The 21,576-nt window shown below is 65.4% G+C and carries 16 protein-coding genes; 11 read left to right on the top strand and 5 right to left on the bottom strand.

Annotation, left to right across the window (positions count from 1 at the left end; translation table 11 throughout):
• Nucleotides 1-46: 46 nt before the first annotated feature.
• The 3 genes from secD to AC1MGT_RS09790 all read left to right on the top strand — a co-directional run bounded on the left by secD (nucleotide 47) and on the right by AC1MGT_RS09790 (nucleotide 3,600).
• Nucleotides 47-1,921 (top strand): protein translocase subunit SecD, encoded by a 1,875-nt coding sequence (gene secD, locus AC1MGT_RS09800; protein WP_499504019.1) that lies wholly within the window; start codon nucleotides 47-49, stop codon nucleotides 1,919-1,921.
• Between the two features lie 16 nt (nucleotides 1,922-1,937).
• A complete protein-coding gene (secF, locus tag AC1MGT_RS09795) occupies nucleotides 1,938-2,960 on the top strand; it encodes a protein translocase subunit SecF (RefSeq protein WP_499504018.1) in 1,023 nt (340 codons plus the stop codon).
• A gap of 319 nt (nucleotides 2,961-3,279) precedes the next feature.
• Nucleotides 3,280-3,600, top strand: coding sequence for an EAL domain-containing protein (locus AC1MGT_RS09790; RefSeq protein ID WP_499504277.1), 321 nt, complete (start codon nucleotides 3,280-3,282; stop codon nucleotides 3,598-3,600).
• A gap of 24 nt (nucleotides 3,601-3,624) precedes the next feature.
• Here the strand turns inward: AC1MGT_RS09790 and AC1MGT_RS09785 are convergent, their stop codons facing one another.
• The 5 genes from AC1MGT_RS09785 to AC1MGT_RS09765 all read right to left on the bottom strand — a co-directional run bounded on the left by AC1MGT_RS09785 (nucleotide 3,625) and on the right by AC1MGT_RS09765 (nucleotide 8,143).
• The gene (locus AC1MGT_RS09785) at nucleotides 3,625-5,436 is read right to left on the bottom strand and encodes a glycoside hydrolase family 15 protein (protein WP_499504017.1); all 1,812 of its coding nucleotides are present in this window, start codon (nucleotides 5,434-5,436) and stop codon (nucleotides 3,625-3,627) included.
• 13 nt (nucleotides 5,437-5,449) lie between these two features.
• A complete protein-coding gene (fabG, locus tag AC1MGT_RS09780; RefSeq protein ID WP_499504016.1) occupies nucleotides 5,450-6,247 on the bottom strand; it encodes a 3-oxoacyl-ACP reductase FabG in 798 nt (265 codons plus the stop codon).
• A 263-nt stretch (nucleotides 6,248-6,510) separates the two neighbouring features.
• On the bottom strand, nucleotides 6,511-7,344 hold the full coding sequence (locus AC1MGT_RS09775; protein ID WP_499504015.1) for an HDOD domain-containing protein: 834 nt from the start codon (nucleotides 7,342-7,344) through the stop codon (nucleotides 6,511-6,513).
• A gap of 92 nt (nucleotides 7,345-7,436) precedes the next feature.
• Nucleotides 7,437-7,718, bottom strand: coding sequence for a hypothetical protein (locus AC1MGT_RS09770; protein ID WP_183555992.1), 282 nt, complete (start codon nucleotides 7,716-7,718; stop codon nucleotides 7,437-7,439).
• Nucleotides 7,715-8,143, bottom strand: coding sequence for a MarR family winged helix-turn-helix transcriptional regulator (locus AC1MGT_RS09765; protein WP_332533498.1), 429 nt, complete (start codon nucleotides 8,141-8,143; stop codon nucleotides 7,715-7,717). Before AC1MGT_RS09765 ends, AC1MGT_RS09770 begins: the two co-directional genes overlap by 4 nt.
• A gap of 225 nt (nucleotides 8,144-8,368) precedes the next feature.
• Between AC1MGT_RS09765 and AC1MGT_RS09760 the strand changes: the two genes are divergently transcribed.
• From AC1MGT_RS09760 to AC1MGT_RS09725, 8 genes are all read left to right on the top strand, one after another.
• Nucleotides 8,369-9,307, top strand: a complete 939-nt coding sequence (locus tag AC1MGT_RS09760; RefSeq protein WP_183555994.1) for a GlxA family transcriptional regulator — start codon at nucleotides 8,369-8,371, stop codon at nucleotides 9,305-9,307.
• A gap of 136 nt (nucleotides 9,308-9,443) precedes the next feature.
• Nucleotides 9,444-10,745 (top strand): acetylornithine/succinyldiaminopimelate transaminase, encoded by a 1,302-nt coding sequence (locus AC1MGT_RS09755; protein ID WP_258835945.1) that lies wholly within the window; start codon nucleotides 9,444-9,446, stop codon nucleotides 10,743-10,745.
• A 68-nt stretch (nucleotides 10,746-10,813) separates the two neighbouring features.
• Nucleotides 10,814-11,866: an arginine N-succinyltransferase gene (locus tag AC1MGT_RS09750; RefSeq protein WP_499504014.1), complete on the top strand. Its 1,053-nt coding sequence runs from the start codon at nucleotides 10,814-10,816 to the stop codon at nucleotides 11,864-11,866.
• Nucleotides 11,857-12,936, top strand: coding sequence for an arginine N-succinyltransferase (astA, locus tag AC1MGT_RS09745; protein ID WP_499504013.1), 1,080 nt, complete (start codon nucleotides 11,857-11,859; stop codon nucleotides 12,934-12,936). The genes AC1MGT_RS09750 and astA overlap by 10 nt, the downstream gene beginning before the upstream one ends.
• Nucleotides 12,929-14,413 carry a succinylglutamate-semialdehyde dehydrogenase gene (astD, locus tag AC1MGT_RS09740; RefSeq protein WP_499504012.1) on the top strand — a complete coding sequence of 495 codons (1,485 nt, stop codon included), beginning with the start codon at nucleotides 12,929-12,931 and terminating at the stop codon, nucleotides 14,411-14,413. Before astA ends, astD begins: the two co-directional genes overlap by 8 nt.
• Nucleotides 14,414-14,415: 2 nt before the next feature.
• Complete coding sequence (gene astB, locus AC1MGT_RS09735; RefSeq protein ID WP_499504011.1) at nucleotides 14,416-15,756, top strand: N-succinylarginine dihydrolase; 1,341 nt, start codon at nucleotides 14,416-14,418, stop codon at nucleotides 15,754-15,756.
• 98 nt (nucleotides 15,757-15,854) lie between these two features.
• Complete coding sequence (locus AC1MGT_RS09730) at nucleotides 15,855-20,561, top strand: NAD-glutamate dehydrogenase domain-containing protein (protein ID WP_499504010.1); 4,707 nt, start codon at nucleotides 15,855-15,857, stop codon at nucleotides 20,559-20,561.
• A 13-nt stretch (nucleotides 20,562-20,574) separates the two neighbouring features.
• Entirely contained in the window at nucleotides 20,575-21,576 is a 1,002-nt protein-coding gene (locus AC1MGT_RS09725; RefSeq protein ID WP_499504009.1) for a succinylglutamate desuccinylase, read from the top strand.

Raw genomic sequence — 21,576 nt, 5'->3', positions numbered from 1 at the left:
GCCGTGCGGGGCAACCCGCACTGCCTAACCTGAACGCCGGAACACTATGAATCGCTATCCCGTCTGGAAATACATACTGATCGTCATTGCGCTGCTGCTGGGCGCCTTGTACACGGCACCGAACTACTTCGGCGAAACGCCGGCGTTGCAGGTCACATCAGGCCGCTCTACCCTAAATATCACGAGTGCCTCCACTACCGTGGTCGAGGATGCGCTCAAGCGTGCCGGCATTCCATCCACCGGTATCACCCTCGAAGGCACGGGCCACACCACCTCGGTGCGCGCGCGCTTCGCCGGTACCGAAGAGCAGTTCAAGGCCAAGCTGGCCCTCGAACGCGAACTCAACCGCGACCCTGCCAATCCCGATTACATCGTCACCGTCAACCTGGTGAAGAACACTCCGGCCTGGATGACGGCCATTGGCGCAGCGCCGATGAGCCTGGGCCTGGACTTGCGCGGTGGCGTGCACTTCCTGCTGCAGGTCGACACCAAAGCGGTCCTCGACAACAAAGTCAAAGCCCTGCAGTCGAGCGTGCGCAGCAACCTGCGTGACAAGAACGTGCGCCACAGCGGCATCGAGCGCGTGCGCGACACCATCGAAGTGCGCTTCCGCGACGCCGCCACCCGCAGCAATGCGCGCAACGTGCTGGCCGCGCAGTCGAGCGAGCTGGCCTTTGCCGACGCCGCCGATGGCGCCGACATGAAGCTGGTCGTGAGCCTCAAGCCCGAAGCCATCAAGCGCTCGGTCGAAGACGGCATCAAGCAGAACATCATGACGCTGTCCAAGCGTATCAATGAACTGGGTACCACCGAGCCGATCATCCAGCAGCAGGGCGCCGACCGCATCGTGGTCCAGCTGCCAGGCGTGCAGGACGTCGCCCGCGCCAAGGACATTATCGGCCGCACCGCCACGCTCGAACTGCGCATGGTCGACACCACCGTGACCCCGGGCACCGAGCTGTCGGCAGCGATTCCGATCAACTCCGAACTGTTCACCGAAGGTCGCGGCGCACCGATCGTCGTCTCGCGCGACATCATCCTGACCGGCGAATCGATTTCGAGCGCCACCGCCAGCTTCGACCAGAACCAGCAGCCTGCCGTCTCGCTCGACCTGAACGGCGACGGCGGCCGCCGCATCCGCCTGGCCACGCGTGAAAACGTCGGCAAGCGCATGGCGATCCTGCTGAAAGAAAAGGGCGTCTACAACGTGCTGTCGGCGCCGACCATCCAGAGCGAACTGGGTTCGAGCTTCCAGATCACCAATATGGGTACCTCGCAGGACGCCAACGAACTGGCGCTGCTGCTGCGCTCGGGCGCGCTGTCGGCGCCGATGGAATTCGTCGAAGAACGCGTGATCGGCCCGCAACTGGGCGCCGAGAACATCGAACGCGGCCTGCATTCCACCATCTGGGGCTTCGTGGCGATCGCGATCTTCATGGTCATCTACTACCACCTGTTCGGCGTGTTTTCGGCGCTGGCGCTGGCGGCCAACGTGCTGTTCCTGCTGGCCCTGCTGTCGCTGCTGCAGATTACCCTGACCCTGCCGGGTATCGCCGCGATCGCGCTGGCACTGGGCGTGGCAATCGATTCGAACGTGCTGGTGAATGAACGTATCCGCGAAGAGCTGCGTGCCGGCGCGACGCCGCAGGCGGCGATTTCGGCCGGTTCCAAGCATGCCTGGGACACCATCGTCGACTCCAACGTCACCACGCTGATCGTCGGCCTGGCGCTGTTGATCTTCGGTTCCGGTCCGGTGCGCGGCTTCGCCGTGGTCCACTGCCTGGGCATCCTGACCTCGATGTTCTCGGCCGTGGTCGTGGCGCGCGGTTTCGCCAACCTGTGGTACGGCCGCAAGAAGAAGTTGACCAAGCTGTCGATCGGCACGGTCTGGCAGCCTGGCATGACGCCCAACAAGAAGTAAGCACCGGGATACGACAATGGAATTTTTCAAGATCAAACGGGATATCCCGTTCATGCGCCACGCCCTGATCCTCAATGTGATCTCGGCGGTGACCTTCCTGGCTGCAGTGTTTTTCCTGGTGACCAAGAACCTGAACTTCTCGGTGGAGTTCACCGGCGGCACGGTGATGGAGCTGCACTATCCGAAGGCGGCGGACCAGGAAAAGATCCGTAACACGCTGCGTGGCATGGGCTATTCGCATCCTGAGGTGGCCAGTTTCGGCACTGCGCAGGACATCATGCTGCGCCTGCCGATCGTCGAAGGTGCGCCGGCATCGAGCAGCTCGACGGCCGTGTTCAACGCGATTTGCCGTGACGAGCAGGGCACGCCCAAGCAGACGCAAACGACCACCGACAAGGGCGACGTGCTCAACCGCACGAGCTGCGTGGCACCTGGCGGCCAGGAGCTGCTGGGCCTGCAGCAGGTGCAGTTCGTCGGCCCGTCGGTCGGCGCAGAGCTGGCCCAGAACGGCCTGAACGCGCTCTTGATGGTCATCCTGGGCATCGTGGTCTACCTGGCGATCCGCTTCGAATGGAAATTCGCCGTCGCTGCCGTGGTCGCCAACCTGCACGACGTGGTCATCATCCTGGGCTTCTTCGCGTTCTTCCAGTGGGAATTCTCGCTGACGGTGCTGGCGGCAACGCTGGCGGTGCTGGGTTACTCGGTCAACGAGTCGGTTGTCATCTTCGACCGGATCCGCGAGATGTTCCGCAAGCAGCGCCGCATGAGCGTGCCCGAAGTGATCGATCATGCGATCACCAGCACGATCTCGCGCACGATCATCACGCACGGCTCGACACTGATGATGGTCTTGTCGATGCTGTTCTTCGGCGGCTACGCACTGCACTACTTCGCGATTGCGCTGGCCATCGGCATTCTCTTCGGTATCTATTCGTCGGTGTTCGTGGCGGCGGCCGTGGCGATGTGGCTGGGCGTCAAGCGTGAAGACCTGATCAAGCCGGTCAAAGAGAAAGACGACACCGACGGCGCCGTCGTCTGACCGATTGCACGATTGCGGCTTTGTGTGTGTCAACGCACGGAGCCGCGATGTGCCCGTATTTATAGTGGAACTGTCTCTTTCAGGACATCCCTAGTTTTGGACTTCACCCGCCCCGGCAACGGCGCGGGTTTTTTTTGCCCTGCTTTCCTTGCAGAAAAGCGGGGGTCAGGTCTGACATTCGGACACGATCTCGACAGTAGCGAAGAAAAGCGGGGGTCAGGTCTGACATTTGGACACGACCTCGACATTCAGGCAGTCGGAACGAGCGGGCACCGGGCCATGTGAATAGTGGACAAGATACCATCGGAAGTGGCTACGGCTGAGTTCGTGTCCGAATGTCAGACCTGACCCCGGCTCCCGGCTGAGTTCGTGTCCGAATGTCAGACCTGACCCCGGCTCCCCCGGCTCCCGGCTCCGCTGTTTCGTTGATGTGGCCCGGGTGGTGGGCGTCAAGACGGTCGCCGAGTTCGTGGACCAACCCAACGTGCTGGAGCGCGTGCGTGAGATCGGCATCGACTTCGCACAAGGGTACTTGCTACATAAACCCGAGCCGATCGGGAACGTGTTCGGCGCTGTCGCGCTACTTACGCCGGTCTGCATCACCGCAGCGGCCAGGTCGATGATCTTGCCGCTGCTTTGAAAGGTGGCGTGCAAGCTGCTTTCTCTACAACTGCCACGGATGGTTGTTCCTGCCATCGAGCGCGCTGTCGAGATATGTCGCGGCGCTGATCAGGGCCAGGTGCGTGAACGCCTGCGGGAAGTTACCGAGCAGCTCGGCCTTGCCGGTGAACTCCTCCGCGTACAGTCCGACATGGTTGCCGTAGGCGAGCAGCTTTTCCATATTGTTGTGCGCCTGCTCCAGGCGCCCGGCGCGCGCCAGGCATTCCACATACCAGAACGAACACGCCGCGAACGCGCCTTCCTCGCCTTCGAGGCCATCGTCGCGGTCGTAGCGCAGCACCAGCGCGTCGTCGCCCAGCTGGTCGCCGATGGCGTCGAGCGTGGCCAGCCACTGCGGGTCGGTCGAGCCGATGAAGCGCACCAGCGGCATCATCAGCATCGCGCCATCGAGGTCAGTGGAGCCCTTGCTGCGCACGAAGTGGCCCAGTTCCTTGTTCCAGAACGTGGCCCAGATATAGTTGGCGATGTCGTTGCGCGCCGCGATCCAGCGGTCGAATGGCGCAGTCAGCGAACGCTTGCTGGCCAGGCGGATTGCACGGTCGACCGCCACCCAGCACATGAGTTGCGAGTGCAGGTGCTCGCGCGGTGCTTCGCGGCCTTCCCAGATACCGGCGTCGGGCCGGCGCCAGTTGTCGCACACGAAGCCGACCACGTGGCAGACGCCGAGCCAGTCGGCGTGCGAGATCGCTTCCCCGTACTTGTTGCTCAGGTAAACCGCGTCGAGCAGGGCGCCGAAGATATCGAGCTGCAGCTGGGTCGCGGCATCGTTGCCGATCCGGACTGGCTGCGAGCCGGCATAACCGGCCAGGTGATCGAGATCGACTTCGGCCTGCACTTCGCCGCCGTCGAGTGCGTACATGATCCGCAACTGGCCGTCATCCGGCCCGTGGGTGGGCCGCTCGGCCGACCAGCGCGTGAACGCCTTGGCTTCGTCGGTGTAGCCGAGGCGCATCAGCGCATACACGGTGAACGAGGCATCGCGGATCCAGGTCGAGCGGTAATCCCAGTTGCGCGAGCCGCCCAGCACCTCGGGCAGGCCGAAGGTGGCGGCAGCGACCATCGAACCGTAACGGCGCGATGTCATCAGCTTGAGCACCAGCGCAGAGCGCGTGACGTCCTCGCGCCAGCGGCCCTTGTAGGTCGAGCGCCGGGCCCAGTTGCGCCAGTGCGCGACCACGTCAACCACCAGCGTATCGCGCGCCGCCTGGTCAAGGGGCGGATCGCCTTCTTCGTCCATGACGATGTCGATCGACTCGCCTGCCTTCAGCACGAAGGTGGCGCCGGCGCCGCCTTCGGCAGCCGTAAAGTCCACAGGCGCGCACAGGCGCAGCGACGGCGCGCCAGCGGCGGAAAACACCACATGGTCCGAGGCGATGCTGACCTCGGGCTGCAGGCGCGCATAGTCAAAGCGCGGCTGGCAATCGAGCCGCATGCACACGTCGCCCTTCGTGACCTGCACGCGGCGCAGCAGCCGCGCTGCGCCATGGCCGATTTCCTCGGGGCCGGCCATCAGGTCGGTGACCTGGACACTGGCTTCGTCACTCAGCCACTGCGTGAGCAGGACGTTGGTGTCGGGCAGGTAGGTCTGCACGACGCGTGCATCGGCCATCTGCGGGGCGAGCGTGAAGTGGCCGCCCTTGTCCGGGTCGAGCAGGGCGGCGAAGATGCTGGGACTGTCGAAGTCGGGCCAGCACAAAAAGTCGATCGTGCCGTCGGTGGCGACCAGTGCCATCGTGGCCAGGTTACCGATGGCGCCGTGATCGGCAATAGGTCTTGGCGGCGGGGTGCGGGCCAAATTATCTGAACGTTCAACCATTGTCTTCGAAGCCCGGATACAGCGTCATGCCGCCATCGACATACACCGTGGTGCCGGTCATGTAGTCGGCCAGGTCGGACGCCATGAACAGCGCCAGCGCCGCGACGTCTTCCACGTCGCCGATACGGCCATACGGGATCAGCTTGAGCAGCTTGTCGGCCGCCGCGCCTTCGGTGGCCTCGGCATTGATCGGCGTGCGGATCGCGCCCGGGGCGATGGCATTGACGCGGATGCGGTCTGGCGCCACTTCCTGCGCCAGGGAGCGCATCAGCATGCCGATGCCGCCCTTGGACGCGGCGTAGTTCACGTGGCCGGCCCAGGGAATGATCTCGTGCACGGAACTCATGCACAGGATGGCGCCGTTGGCGCGCATGCGGCCGCGGTTGCCCTGCTCGCGAAAGCGCCGGATGGCCGCGCGCGTGCACAGGAACTGGCCGGTGAGGTTGACGTCGATGACGGCTTGCCAGTCCTTGAGCGTCATCTCGGCGATCGGCGCGTCTTTCTGGATGCCCGAGTTGGCGACCAGGATATCGATGCCGCCAAAGGCTTTGATGGTTTCGTCGAACAGGCGCCCGACATCGTCTTCGTGCCCGACATTGGCCTGGACCGCCACGGCGCGGCCCCCGGCGCCCGCAATCTGCGCGACGACCTCTTCGGCCTTGTCGCGGCTGCTGTTGTAGTTGACGACGACCTGCGCGCCGGCCTCGGCGAACGCGAGGCTGATGCCGCGGCCGATGCCGGAATCGCCACCGGTGACGAGCACCACCTGGTCTTGCAAGCTGATTTTCATGGGATTCTCCAGAAGGTCGGGGCGCACTGTTGCGTACGCCATTTATTGGCGTGACCTTAGCAGAAAGCGGGGATGCGACCGGCACGCCAGGGGTGGCAATGGCGTGCGGAAAAACAGGGATAAAATCCGTGCGAAAAGATGGTGCGAGTGTGAGTCAGCGCACCGAGTGCGCACCCTGTGAGACATAAGATCAGGCTGTCTCTTTCAGGACATCCCTAGTTTTGGACTTTGGCCCGCTCCTCACCGAGCGGGCATTTTTTTGCTTACAGCAGCGCTGAGGCCAGGCTCTTGACCTCTTCACCCGACTCTTCCAGCACGCCCTTGAGCGTGCCGTGGCCGAACACGAAGTCGATGGTGGCTGCGGCCGCGTAGGTCGTGGCGCCCACGGGCGCGAACAGCGGCGACGGAAAGGGTGCCAGGTCATTGGCCAGCAGCAGCGTGTCGCCGAGGGTTTCGGGTGGCAGCGCGCGCATGCCGTTCCACAACGCTTCGATGGCGCTCATCACCGGCGCCGGTACGGCGAGCTGGTGCAGCACGCCGCGACCGATGGCCGCTTCGCCATGGTCGAGCCAGGCGTCGAGATGATCGTCAAGCAGCCCCGGCATCGCTTCGGCGCGCGACAGCAGATAAAAGCCGCCGACTTCATGCACGATGCCAGCGAACAGCGCAGTTTCAGGGTCGACAAACGAGACGCGGCGCGCGATCACCTGGGCCAGTGCGGCCACGTGGGCCGAGTGGGTCCACAGCTGGTCGGCCTTCTTGCGCAGGCCCGGGTCGCGGATTTCGCTGGCCAGCTGGCGCACGATGACGGACGCGGCCAGCGCGCCCAACGTGCGAAAGCCCACCCGCTGCACGGCTGCGGGCACGCTCGTGACGTCGTTGCCGGAGCGGTTATAGGCGACCGAGTTGGCGATCGCCACCGTGCGCGCGGCCAGCAGCGGCTCGGCCTGCACGAGGCGGGCGGCGGCGTCGATGTGGCAGTCGGGTTCGCTCAACGCCCGCTGCAACCTGAGCGATGCGTGAACGCTGGTGGGGAACGTGAGTTCGCCCCGGCTGGCTTCAGCAGCGATGCTGTCGAGAGAGGAGAGTTGGTCCATCAAAAAATTATACCCCCAACCCATCGGAACACGACCAAATATATTGCTCTAGAGAACCACGGGCAAGGGCCTGTGGCATCCCTGCGACCGGATTACGCTTCGCTGAAGATGGCGTCGCAGCCTTCTTTTGGCTCTTCGGTGTTTTCCAGCTCGTCTGCCAGGCCCAGGTCGAACAGTTCTTCGACGGCGTTCATGTAGCTGTTGAGCTTGGTGGCGCCGATGAGGCGGTAGATTTCGCCGGCTTCGTTGCGCACGCCGATCAGCATCGGTTCTTGCTGGACTTCGTCCAGTGGAGCGACGTCGAGCAGGATGTTGCCGATAATGTGCTTGTCGAAATGGGCGGGCTTCTTGTCGTCGATGAGGGCGGTTTTCAAGGCGTTTCCTTCAGGTGGGGTGATGATGGCAGGGGACCGTTGCCGTGGCTGGCGATGCGGGTGCGCAGCAGCGTCAGGGCGGTTTCGAGCGTGGCGAAGTCGGTGTCGCTGTAAGCGTGGAACAATTCCTTGCCGCGTGCGATCACGATCGGGAATACGTTGCAGAATACCTGTTCCCCGGCCGGCGTGAGGCGCACGAAGAACGAGCGCTTGTCGTCACAGCTGCGCTCGCGCAGCACCAGGCCCTTGTGCTCCAGGCGTTCGATGACGCCGGTGAGCGTGCCCTTGGTGATCAGGGTGCGCTCGCCCAGCTCCTTGTAGCTCATGCCGCTCGTGTTGCCGAGCGTGGCGATGATATCGAACTGCGCATGCGTCAAGCCATTCTGGCGCACGGCGTCGCCCGAGACGCGCTCGAAGCTCTGCATGCACTCGGCCAGCAGTCGGACGCTTTTTAGATATCGTTCCCCCATGGGGCGGGATTATAGCCGCCCGCTGCACTGCCTGTAGCACCACGCGTTCATCGGTACGCAATATTGCGGGGCAGGCCGCCACAGGCTCGTTGCATGAATGTTCTCCGGTATGATGTACGCCCATGTCGTTTGCACAGGCCTGTGGCCGTTTCCTTTTCGTGACCCTGACCATCCGCCGCGATGCAGCCTGACCTGTCCCTGCTGACCCAGGAGCGGCTGCTGCGCGTGCTCCTGGTCAATGCCGGCGAGCCGGACGCGCTGACCTGGTCCGGGCTGTACCAGCCGTTGCGGCTCGCTGCCAAGGTGCTGGGCCCCGAGCGCCTGCACGTCGACGTGCGCAGTCCCGACAAATTCATGGGCGACGCCCAGCGCCACTGGCACCTGGTGCTGCTGGTGGCCGATGAGGCCGAAGCGGCGCTGCGCCCGGCCAATCTGCGCGCGCTGGTCGAGCGCTGCCGCGCCGCGCCGTTCTGGGGCGGCGTCGGCGCCGGCGTGCTGTGGCTGGCCGATGCGGGTGTCCTGCATGGCGTGCGCACGGCCTTGCCGTGGGCGCTGTATCCAGACGTCAATGCCCAAGCCGAGCAGGCCCTGCTCACCCCCAATCTGTACGAATTCGACGCCAACCGCCTCACCTGCTGCGGCGGCGCGGCCAGTATCGACTTCGCGCTGACGCTGGTCGATCTGCTGTTCGGCGCGACCGTCCAGGCGCAAGTGAAAGAAACGCTGTGCATCGACCGCGTGCGCGGCCCGGACGAGCGCCAGCGCGTGGCGCTGCAAGCCCGCTTCGGCGCGCTGCAACCGAAACTGTCCGAGGCGGTGGCGCTGATGGAAGCCAATATCGAAGAGCCGCTGTCCACCGACGAAATTGCCCAGCTGGCCGGCATCTCGCGACGCCAGCTCGAGCGACTGTTCAAGCAATATCTGGGCAGCCTGCCGTCGCGCTACTACCTCGAACTGCGCCTGCGCCGCTCGCGCCAGCTCCTGCTCGACACCAATCACTCGATCGTCCAGGTGGGGCTGATGTGCGGGTTTTCGTCCGGCTCGCACTTTTCGACGGCGTTTGGGGCCCTGTTCGGCAATACGCCACGCGAAGAGCGGCAGAGGAAGCTGGCGCAATAGTGCCGTCCGGTAGCGTCAAAAATGAAAATGCCTGTCGCACTTCTAAAAGAAGTTGTCGGCCAGCGTTTCTATAATGAATTGATCATGCGGGAGAAGCATCCCGCGCCATTTACATTGATTGGATGAGGAAAAAGCCATGAACGCTCAGCTTGATTCGGGTATCGCCACGCGGTCTGTCACCCGCCAGACCTTCGACGACGTCCTGGTCCCGACCTACGCCCCGGCCGCCATGGTGCCGGTGCGCGCATCGGGCCTGGACCTGTGGGACCAGGAAGGCAAGCAGTATCTGGACTTCACCTCGGGCATCGCCGTCACCTCGCTGGGCCACGCCCATCCTGAAGTTAACGAAGCGCTGACGAAACAGCTCAATACCCTCTGGCACCTTGGCAACGGCTACACCAACGAGCCGGTGCTGCGCCTGGCCAGTGCCCTGACCGAAGCGACGTTCGCCGAGCGCGCGTTCTTCTGCAACTCGGGCGCCGAAGCCAACGAAGCGGCCCTCAAGCTCGCTCGTAAATACGCGCACACCAAGTTTGGTCCGCACAAGTCGCGCATCGTCTCGTGCCTGGCCTCGTTCCACGGCCGCACGCTGTTTACCGTGTCGGTCGGCGGCCAGTCGAAGTACACCGAAGGCTTCGAGCCGCTGCCACCGGAACTGAGCCACATCCCGTACAACGACATCGAGGCCGCGCGCGCCGCAATTACCGATGATGTCGCGGCCGTGATCGTCGAGCCGATCCAGGGCGAGGGCGGCGTCATTCCGGGCAACCCGGACTACCTGAAAGCGCTGCGCGAGCTGTGCGACCAGACCGGCGCGCTGCTGATCTTCGATGAAGTCCAGTCGGGCATGGGCCGCACCGGCACGCTGTTCGCCTATGAGCAGATGAACGTCAAGCCGGACGTCCTGACGTCGGCCAAGGCGCTGGGCAATGGCTACCCGATCGGCGCGATGCTCACCACCACTGAGATCGCCCAGCACCTGGGCGTGGGCAGCCACGGCACGACCTACGGCGGCAATCCACTGGCCACCACCGTCGCCCTCAAGGTCCTGGAGATCATCAACCAGCCTGCCTTCCTGGCGCGCGTAAAAGAAGCCAACGTGGCGATCATGACGAACCTGCTGCAACTGGCGGCGGACTTCCCGCAGGTGTTCGGCCAGCCACGCGGCATGGGCCTGCTCCTGGGCCTGCCGATGGCGGAAACGTCGAAAGGCCGCTCGAAGGACTTCACCAAGATCGCCGAGAAGATGGGCCTGATGCTCTTGATCGCCGGTCCGGACGTCGTGCGCCTGGCGCCAGCGCTGATCGTCTCGGACGCGCAGATCGCGGAAGCGAACCGCATCATGCGCGCTGCCGTGGCCGAATTCCTGGCCGACGCCATCGACGAGCCTGCGGCGCCACGCAAAGAGGCACCCGTGCCTGCACCCGACGCCGCCTGACGCATCGGAACCGCCGGCCGCCTTGATCGAGGCGGCCGGCCGCACGCACTGACCCACAGGGAGACCACATGTATGTTGTCCGTCCGGTAGATCGCGCGGATATCGGCGCGCTCGAAGCGATGGCCGCTATTTCGATGCCGGGGGTGCATACGCTCCCGCGCACGCGTGAAGGCATCAATGCCGCCGTCGAGCGCTCGCTCGCTTCGTTCGCCGCGCAAGTCGATATTCCAAGCGAAGAATCGTATCTGTTCGTGCTCGAAGACCTGCGCTCGCGCGAGGTCGTCGGCACCGCCGCCATCCACGCGTCGGCCGGCTCGAACGGCACCTATTTCGCGTTTCGCAACGATGTCATCCAGCAGGTCTCGCGCGACCTGAACATCAGCCACAACGTGCACGCACTCACGCTGTGCTCCGAGCTGACTGCCTATTCGCATTTGTCGGGTTTTTTTGTCCGCAACCGCGAGAGCGCTGGCGTCGAGGCGGCGCTGTTGTCGCGCGCGCGCCTGTTGTACGCGATGCTCGCACCGCACCGCTTTGGCGACCGCTTCTTCGTGCCGCTGGCCGGGCGCGTCGATGCCGATGGCCAGTCGCCGTTCTGGAATGCGCTGGGCCGCAAGTTCTTCAAGATGGATTTTCTCGAAGCCGAGCGCCTGATCGAAGGCGCCCGCAACCGCACGCTGATCGTCGAACTGATGCCGCACTATCCCGTCTACGTACCGCTGCTGCCGGGCGACGCCCAGGCGGCGCTGGGCCAGATCCATCCGGGCGGCCAGATGGCCTTCGACCTGCTGGCGCAAGAGGGTTTTGAAGCCGACGAGTACATCGACATTTTCGACGGCGGCCCGATCCTGCAGGCGCACAAGAATGCGCTGCGCTCGTTCGGCGCCTCGCAGCGCCTGCGCGTGGCCGCCGCCGGGCAAGAGTCGCCGAATCACGGCGCGCCGGTGGCCTACGCCGTCGCCAGTGTCGACAACGGCTTCCGGGCCGTGACGCTGCACTGCGCGCCGCTCGAACACGGCTCGACGATCGCGCTGCCGCGCGACGTCCAGCAGGCGCTTGGCGTCGCAGCGGGCGACGAGGTTGTCTGCCTGCGCATCGAAGGAGAAGCATCATGCTCGTGATCCGCGCCGCCAAAACGTCCGACCTGGACGCCCTGATCAATATGGCGCACCAGGCCGGCAGCGGCATGACGACGCTGAAGCCCGATCCCGAGATGCTGGGCCAGCGCCTGGCCACGTCCGAGGCCTCGTTTGCCGAAACCATCCGCCCCGAACAGCGCGACTACATGTTCGTGCTCGAAGAGCCGCAGGACGGCAGCATCGCCGGCGTCTGCGCGATCAAGGGCGCGGTGGGCCTGACCGAGCCGTTCTACAACTACCGTATTGGTACGCTGGTGCACTGCAGCCGCGAACTGAATGTCTTCACGCGCATGGAGACGCTGTACCTGTCGAACGATCTCACCGGTTCGACCGAACTGTGCTCGCTGTTTTTGCTGCCCGAATACCGCGTGGGCTTCAACGGCAAGTGGCTCTCCAAAAGCCGCTTCCTGTTCATCGCCCAGTTCCAGCAGCTGTTTACCGAAAAGATCATCGCCGAGATGCGCGGCTACCAGGACGAGGGCGGCGATTCGCCGTTCTACGAAGGCCTGGGGCGGCACTTCTTCAAGATGGATTTCAACCATGTCGATGGCCTGACGGCGATCGGCAAGAAGTCCTTCATCGCCGAGCTGATGCCGCGCCAGCCGCTGTATGTCGACTACCTGCCGCAATCGGCGATTGACGTCATCGGCAAGGTGCACACCTCGACCCAGCCGGCGCGCCGCCTGCTGGAGCAAGAAGGCATGTACTACGAAGGCTATGTCGACATTTTCGACGCCGGCCCCGTGCTGCAGGGCCGCGTGTCCGAACTACGCGCGGTGCGCGACAGCGTGCTGGCCGTGGCGGCGCAAGGCTTGCCTGCGATCGACGCCGGCGAGGTGGTCGAGGGTGCACCCAAGGACATCGCCCACGACACCGAACACATGCTGGTGTCGAACACGCGCCTTGACGACTTCCGGATGATCCTCACGCGCGCCGTGCCCGGCGCGGGCAGCGTGGTCCTGAGTCCCGACGAGCTGGCGCTGCTGCGCGTCGCCGCTGGCGACAATGTGCGTACCCTGACACTCAATACCAGGAAAAACACCCATGGCTAATCTCTCGAATTACATCAACGGCGAATGGCTCGCCGGCAGTGGCACCGAACTCGCGACGATCGACCCATCGACCGGCCGCCAGACCTGGACCAGCAATGCATCGAGCCCGGATGACATCGCGCGCGCCGCGCAAGCCGCGCACGACAGCTTCGAAGCCTGGGCCCTGACGCCGCTGGCCGAGCGCATTGCCATCGCCACGCGTTTTCGCGATCTGCTGAAGGACAACGCCGAGTCGCTCGCCGCGACGATCGCCGAAGAAGTCGGCAAACCCTTGTGGGAAGCGCGCACGGAAGTCGCGACGATGGCCAACAAGATCGACATCTCGGTCCAGGCGCACGCTGCCCGCACCGGCGAGAGCGCAACCAAGGTCGCCGACGGCAACGCCGTGCTGCGCCACCGTCCGCACGGCGTGTTCGCTGTCTATGGGCCATACAACTTCCCGGGCCACCTGCCGAACGGCCACATCGTGCCGGCGCTGATCGCGGGGAACACGCTGCTGTTCAAGCCCAGCGAATACGCACCGCGCACGGCCGTCAAGACGGTGCAGCTGTGGGAGCAGGCCGGTTTGCCCAAGGGCGTGCTGAACCTGGTCAACGGCGGCCGCGACACCGGCATCGCACTGGGCCAGCAAGCGCTGATCGATGGCGTGCTGTTTACCGGCAGCAGCCAGACCGGCGCCGCGCTGCATAAACAGTTCGGTGGCCAGCCGGGCAAGATGCTGGCGCTGGAAATGGGCGGCAACAATCCGCTCGTCGTGTGGGGCGTGGAAGATATCGACGCGGCCGTGCACCACACGGTGATGTCGGCCTTCATCTCGGCCGGCCAGCGCTGCACCTGCGCGCGCCGTCTCGTGATCGAGAACGGCGCTGCCGGCGACGCGTTCCTCGCGCGCCTGGTGGCCGTGGCCGCGCAGTTGCAGGTCGGCCCGTCGAACGCCGAGCCGCAGCCGTTCATGGGGCCCGTTGTCTCGAGCGCCGTCGCCGCGCGCCTGGTTCAGGCGCAGGAAGACATGGTCGCCAAGGGTGGCAAGCTGCTGCTGGCAATGCGCCAGCTCGACCCGAACACCGGCTTCGTCACCGCCGGCATCGTCGACACGACCGACGCGCAAGGCATTCCGGACGAAGAATGGTTCGGCCCCTTGCTGCAAGTGATCCGCGTGGCGAGTTTTGATGACGCGCTGCGCGTGGCCAACGCTACCCAATACGGCCTGGCCGCAAGCCTGCTGTCGCCGTCCGAAGACCTGTGGCAGCGCTTTGCCGTGCGCGCCCGCGCCGGCATCGTCAACTGGAACCGGCCAACCACCGGCGCGGCCAGCTCGGCGCCGTTTGGCGGCGTGGGCAAGTCGGGCAATCACCGCCCGAGCGCGTATTACGCCGCTGACTATTGCGCCTATCCCGTCGCCTCGATCGAGAACCCGGTGCTGGACATGCCGGCCAAACTGTCGCCCGGCCTGAGCTTCCCGGCCGAAGGAGCGTGACCATGCGCGACGCACGCGAATTCAATTTCGACGGGCTGGTTGGCCCGTCGCACAACTACGCTGGTCTGTCGTTCGGCAATGTAGCCTCGTTCAGCAATGTGCGCAGCAGCTCCAATCCGCGCCAGGCCGCCTTGCAGGGCCTGGCCAAGATGCGCGAGCTGGCTGCGCGCGGCTTTGCACAAGCGGTGATGCCGCCGCAGGGCCGGCCGAACTTCCGCCTGCTGCGCAGCCTGGGCTTTTCGGGTACCGACGCCGACGTGCTGGCCCGTGCCTACCGCGAAGCGCCGGTGATCCTGGCCTGCGCCTGGTCGGCTGCGCCGATGTGGACCGCCAACGCGGCCACCGTCAGCCCGTCGGCCGATTCGCTCGATGGCCGCGTGCACTTCACGGCCGCGAACCTGAACAACAAGCTGCACCGCGCCGAAGAACACGTGCAGGCCACGCGCACGCTGCGCGCGATCTTCGGCAACAGCGAACATTTCATGGTGCACGACCCGCTGCCATCGGTGCCGGCCTTTGCCGACGAAGGCGCGGCCAATCACACGCGCTTTGCCGCGAGCCACGGCGCCGCCGGCGTCGAGTTCTTCGTGTATGGCCGCGTCGAGTTCGATCCGTCGGCCCCGGCGCCCAAAAAATACCCGGCGCGCCAGACGCTCGAAGCCTCGCAAGCCATCGCGCGCCTGCACGGCCTGGATCCGGCGCGCACCGTGTTCGCATCGCAGAACCCGGACGTGATCGACCAGGGCGTCTTCCATAACGACGTCATCGCGGTTGGCAACGGCAATGTGCTGTTCTATCACGAGCAGGCGTTCGCCGATGAAGCGGGCACGCTCGACGCGCTGCGGCGCGCGCTGGCCGTTGCCGGCACCGAGCTGCATCCGGTGCGCGTGGCGACGAGCCAGGTCGCGGTGGGCGACGCCGTCGCCAGCTACTTGTTCAACAGCCAGCTGCTGTCCAAGGCGGATGGGCGCATGGCGCTGGTGGTGCCGCACGAATGCCGCGAGAACGCCGCAGTTGCCGATTATCTGGCAGGCTTGCTGGCGGGACGCGGACCGATCGACGAATTGATCGAATTCGATCTGCGCCAGAGCATGCGCAACGGCGGTGGGCCGGCGTGCCTGCGCCTGCGCGTGGCGCTGACCGATGCCGAGGCGGCCGCGATGCACCAGGGCGTGATCATGACCGAGGCGCTGTATGCGCAACTGGTGGCGTGGGTCGAACGCCACTATCGCGACCGTGTCGAGACGCAGGATCTGATGGACCCGCAGCTGGCGCTTGAATGCGCCGCCGCGCTGGAAGAACTCACACGCATCCTCGGCTTGCCGGGGCTGTACGACTTGTAACAGCAGGATTCGGGCGGGTAATCCCTGTCCATATAAAGCAGGGCAGCGCCACGCCACGAGCCGGTTGCGCGCCAGGCACACAACTTTGGAGAAGCAAGATGAAAGATATGCCCAACGATTTGCGCGGCCAGACGCTGGCGCTGATCAACGAGAACGGTTCGGCCAGTCAATCGGCCGGCAGCGCGCAGGTTAATGCCTTGATCGCCGCCTGGCTCGAGTCGCTCGACGACGAAGACCTGGCCGGCACCGCGCCGCAAAGCCTGGCGCCCGTGCTGGTCGACGGTTTCTCGCAACTGGCCCAGCGCACCGGCCCTGGCGCGCAGATCGCCACGATGGGTTACTCGGACGGCCGCGGCGGCAAGGCCACCGCACTCTTGATTCTCAACGATGACCGCCCGTACCTGGTCGACTCCTTCGTCATGGCACTGCGCAAGGAGCGCATCGTCGCCGCCGGCGTCATGAACGCCGTGCTGCCGGTACGCCGCGACGCCACGGGCGCGCTGGCCGCCATCGGCGAAGCGGGCAGCCCGCTCGAATCCATCGTCCTGTGCCTGCTGAACGACGAACTGCAGTACGAAGAACTCGACAAGCTGACCGCGCGCATCCGCATGGTCGCCAGCGACGCCGCCACCGTGCAGCGCGACGCCGTCGCCATGGGCGACCGCATGACCGCCGTGGCAGCAGCCGCTGCCGCCGCCGGCACGCCGGATGGCCAGGAAGCCGCCGCCTTCCTCGAATGGGCCAAGAACGAAGGCTTCGAGCCGTTCGGCTACGCCTACTACGTCGTCAAGGCGGGTGAGCGCGAACTCGAACGCGATCTGGGCAGCCGCATCGGCGTGCTGAAGGACACCGCGCATCCGGTGTATGGCGATTGCCTGGCCAGCATCCCGGGCGACCTCGATACGCTGTCGCGCCGCGCTGACACGCTGTCGATCGTCAAGGCCGACGTGGGCGGCACGCTGCACCGCGACCAGCCGCTGGACTTCATCGGCGTGCGCGATACCGACGCGCAGGGCCGCATCCTGGGCGAGCATTGCTTCATTGGCCTGTTCACTCGCGCCGCCACCTCGACCCCGCTGGCGCGCCTGCCGTTCGCCCGTGGCCGCGTGGCCAAGGTGCTCGGCATCGCCGGCGTGCGCCAGGAAGGTTTCCGCGCCGAGAAATTCATCGAGATCCTCGAATCGCTGCCGCGCAACGAAGCGCTGGAAGCCGAGCCGGAATGGCTGGCCGAAGTCTGCAGCGCCGTGGTCTCGCTGTACAAGCAGCCGCGCGCCAAGGTGTTTGCACGCCGCGACGTGTATCGCCGCCACCTGAACGTGCTGGTGTACCTGCCGCGCGAGCGCTTCAGCGCTGCCGTGGCCGCGAGCCTGGCAGCTGCCCTGAAGGAAAGCTCGGGCGCGCGCGACGTCGACGTCCAGACCCTGGTGGCCGATGGCCCGCTGGCGCGCGTGTACCTGATCGCGCACGCTGCCCGCTATCCGCTCGACCTGGAAACCGATCTGCAGGCGCCGCTGCTGGGCGTGCTCGATGGCTGGCATGATCGCTTTGCCCAGCTGACCAACAGCGTCGATGAAAGCCGCCTGCGCAGCCTGATGCGCAAGGTGGTGCCAACGCTGCCGGTGAGTTTTGTCTCCGCCACTGCGCCCGAAACGGCGTTCCGCGACGTGCACGCGCTGCTGACGCGCTGCCGTCCGGACCGCGTGACCGCGCGCATCGAGCAGGATGATGCTGCCGGGACCTCGATCCGCCTGTATTCGAGCGAAACCGTGCCGTCGCTGTCGCGCATCCTGCCGGCCCTGCAGAACGCGGGCATCGCGGTCGACCGCGAGCAGACCTTCCGCCACACGGGCCTGGATGGCGTGCGCCGTTACGTGACCGCGCTGTCGGTCGACGCCGAAAGCGCTGCCAAGCTGACCAAGCCTGGCATCGGCAAAGTGGCCGAAGAATTGTTCTCGGCCCTGTTCAACGACGAGGCCGAAGATGGCCGCATGAACGGCCTGACCATCGAAGGCGGCCTTTCGCTGCGCGAAGTGCAACTGGTGCGCGCGTACATCAGCTACTGGCGCCAGCTCGGCTCGAAGTTCTCGGTGCGCTACATGGCCGAAACGCTGCGCGCCCAGCCTGGCCTGGTCAAGGAATTCGTCAACGGCTTCATGCAGCGCTTCGATCCGGCCCTGACCGACGAACAACGCAACGAAGGCAGCAGCGCGCTGTACCTGCTGAAAACCAGCCTGCCAGGCGTGAACCACGCCGACACCGAAGAAATCATGGCGGCGCTGATCGACCTGGCGCTGGCCACCGTGCGTACCAACTACTTCCAGAACAGCGGCGAAAAGATCATCTTCAAGGTCGACACGAGTGACCTGGCGCTGGCGCCGGAGCCACGGCCGTTCCGCGAAATCTACGTGTTCTCGCGCCGCTTCGAAGGCGTGCACCTGCGCGGCGGCCCGGTCGCCCGCGGCGGCCTGCGCTGGTCGGACCGCATGGAGGACTACCGCACCGAGGTGCTGGGCCTGGTGAAGGCGCAGATGGTCAAGAATGCCGTCATCGTGCCGGCCGGCTCGAAAGGCGGCTTTGTCTGCAAGCAGATGCCGAAGGATGCGGCGCGCGACGTGGTCGCCGCTGAGGGCGAAGCCGTGTATCGCCTGTTCATTGCCAGCCTGCTGGAAGTGACCGATAACCGCGTGCGCGGCGAGATCGTGCCGCCAGAGGCTACCGTGCGTCACGACCAGGACGACCCGTACCTGGTGGTGGCAGCCGACAAAGGCACCGCGACGTTCTCGGACATCGCCAACAGCATCGCCGTGCAGCGCGGCTTCTGGCTGGGCGACGCGTTTGCATCGGGCGGCTCGAACGGCTACGACCACAAGAAGATGGGCATCACCGCCAAGGGCGCGTTCGAGGCGGTCAAGCGCCACTTCTATGAACTGGGCCACGACCTGGCCAACAACCCGATCACGATGACCGGCGTGGGTGACATGTCGGGCGACGTGTTCGGCAACGGCGTGCTGCTGTCGCGCCAGCTGAAACTGGTGGCGGCGTTCGACCACCGCCACATCTTCCTGGACCCGACGCCGGACGTCGAAGTCTCGTTCAAGGAACGCGAGCGCATGTTCGCGCTGCCACGCTCGTCGTGGGAAGACTATGACAAGAGCCTGATCTCGGCCGGCGGCGGCGTGTACCCGCGCAATGCCCGCTCGATCGAACTGTCGCCGCAGATCCGCGAGGCGCTGCAGATCGAAGAGACATCGCTGGCGCCACAGGAACTGATGCACCGCATCGTCAAGGCACCGGTCGACCTGTTCTACAACGGCGGCATCGGCACCTATATCAAGGCCTCGACCGAGACGCACGCGCAAGTGAAGGACCGCGCCAACGACCAGATCCGCGTCAATGGCAATGAGCTGCGCTGCAAGGTGGTAAGCGAAGGCGGCAACCTGGGCGCGACCCAGGCCGGCCGCATCGAGTTCGCGTTGGCAGGTGGCCGCATCTTCACCGATGCCATCGACAACTCGGCCGGCGTGGATTGCTCGGACCATGAAGTCAACGTCAAGATCTGGCTCGATACCGAAGTCAATGCCGGCCAGTTGTCGGAAACCGACCGCAATCGCACGCTGAACGAAATGACCGGCGAGATCGAGCGCCTGGTCCTGCGCGACAACACGCTGCAGACCCATTTGCTGACGCGCGAAGTGCAGGCGCAAGCTACCGGCGCAGTGGTCGACGGCTACATCGCCCTGATCGCCAACCTGGAAGCCGAAGGCGCCGTCTCGCGCGAGCTCGAGCAACTCCCGAGTGACGCCGAACTGCTGCGCCGTAAAGCGCTGGGCCTGGGCCTGACGGCGCCGGAACTGGCGGTGGTCATTGCCAACGTCAAGAACCGCTTCAAGCGTACGCTGGCCGCGCTGCCGCTGACCGATGAAGTCTGGGCCGATTCGCTGCTGCGGCCTTACTTCCCGGCGCAGCTGGTCGCCACGCGCGATCCGCTGGACCATCCGCTGGCCAATGCCATCCTGGCCACCGTGCTGGCCAACGAAGCCGTGAACCGCTGCGGTCCGCTGATGCTGCGCGACCTGGCGCTGGAACACCGCATCGACGACACCGAAGTCGTCAAGGCGTGGGCCAAGGCCTGGGCTGCACTGCACCTGGCGCCGGTGTTCGACGCGCTCGACGCCGACGCCCTGGTGGTGCCGCGCGACGTGTCGGTTTCGGTCGACAACCGCACCCGCGCGCTGCAACGCGCCACGATCGAAGGCGTGCTGTCGCTGCCGCCAGGCTCGCAAGGCCTGGACGAGCTCTCGACGCTGTTCGCCGAAGCCGACGGGAGCGCGGCCGCCAAGTTCCGTTCCGAGGCCGATGGCCATACGGGCCTGCCACCGCAGTTTGCAGCGGCCTGGAAGGCGGTCGAGATCATCGAGTCGCAAGCCTCGTTCCTGTTCGCTGCGGTGTCGGTGCCACGACCAGAAGGCATGTCGCTGCTGCAGTTCCTGCAGGTGGGCACGCTGCTGCGCCAGCAGGTCGGCATCGACACGCTGGAACTGGGCCTGAAGTTGCCGGCGCAGAGCAAGTCGCAGGAACAGCTGCGCAACTACGCACTGCAATCGCTGCGCCGCGCGCAACAGCGCCTGCTGCTGCAGGTGATCGAGCATGCGGGCCACAATGGCAACGACATGCAGGCAGCGGTGGACGAAGTGACCGCCGCGCGCGGCTTGACGGGCTTTGCGCCGCCGACGGAGCTGGAGCAGGCGATGCTGGACGTGTGGGCGCTGTCGGAAGGCCTCAGCCCAGAACGTCTGGCTGCGTGATATGAGCACCGAGATGAGCACCGCACCTGCAGCAGGTTTGCCGGAAGCGGTGCGCGCACTGGCCGAAGCCGACTTCGGCGCGGTCGCGCAGCGTTTTCGTGATGCCGGCTTTGTCGTCGCGTTGCCGGCGTCAGGGATCCTGACGGTGCGCGCCGCAACGCCGGACGCCGATCGCCCCAGCGTGCTGGTGTCGGTCGGCGTGCATGGTGACGAGACGGGGCCGATCGAGATGGTGGCGTATCTGGTCGACGCGTTGTCGCGTTCCGCCAGTGCGCTGGCGGTGGACCTGATGCTGTGTGTCGGGCATATCGACGCCATCCGCGCCGGGAAGCGTTTCATCGACGCGGACCTGAACCGGATGTTCCGCGCCGAACGCGGCTCGCTCGCCGGGACGTTCGAGGCCGGGCGCGCCGATGTGCTGATCGAGGCGACCCGCGCGTTTTTCGAGGGCAGCGGCCCGGCGCGCTGGCATCTCGACCTGCACACGGCAATCAGGCCGTCGCACTATCCGATGTTCGCGATCGTGCCGGAACTGATTGCCAATGCCGCGCGTGGCGGCTTGATGACGTGGCTGGGCGAGGCAGGGATCGAAGCGATCATCATGAACCCCGAATCGGCCGGCACCTACAGTTACTTCACGGCCGAGCATCTCGGCGCGGCCAGCAGCACGGTCGAACTGGGCCGTGTTGGCACACTGGGGCAGAATGATCTGTCGCAGTTTGCTGCTGCATCGGGCGCGCTGGATCGCCTGCTGCGCGGGCAGCCGGCGCAGCCAGCGACCGTGTCGCCGCGCGTGTTCGGGACGGCGCAGTCGATCATCAAGCTGTCCGACGCATTTACCATGCGGGTAGGGCGCGAGACCTGGAACTTCACGCCGATGCAAAAAGGTGAGGTCATCGCGCAGGATGGCGCAACGACCTACACGGTGCAGCACGACGAAGAACTGGTCGTGTTCCCGAACCCGGATGTACGGGTAGGACTGCGCGCCGGGATCATGGTGGTGCGCATCGGGTAA

The organism is Telluria sp. BA11 (assembly GCF_056680305.1).
The sequence above is the reverse complement of the archived record's forward strand: the minus strand, read 5'-3'. Positions and strand labels throughout refer to the sequence as shown.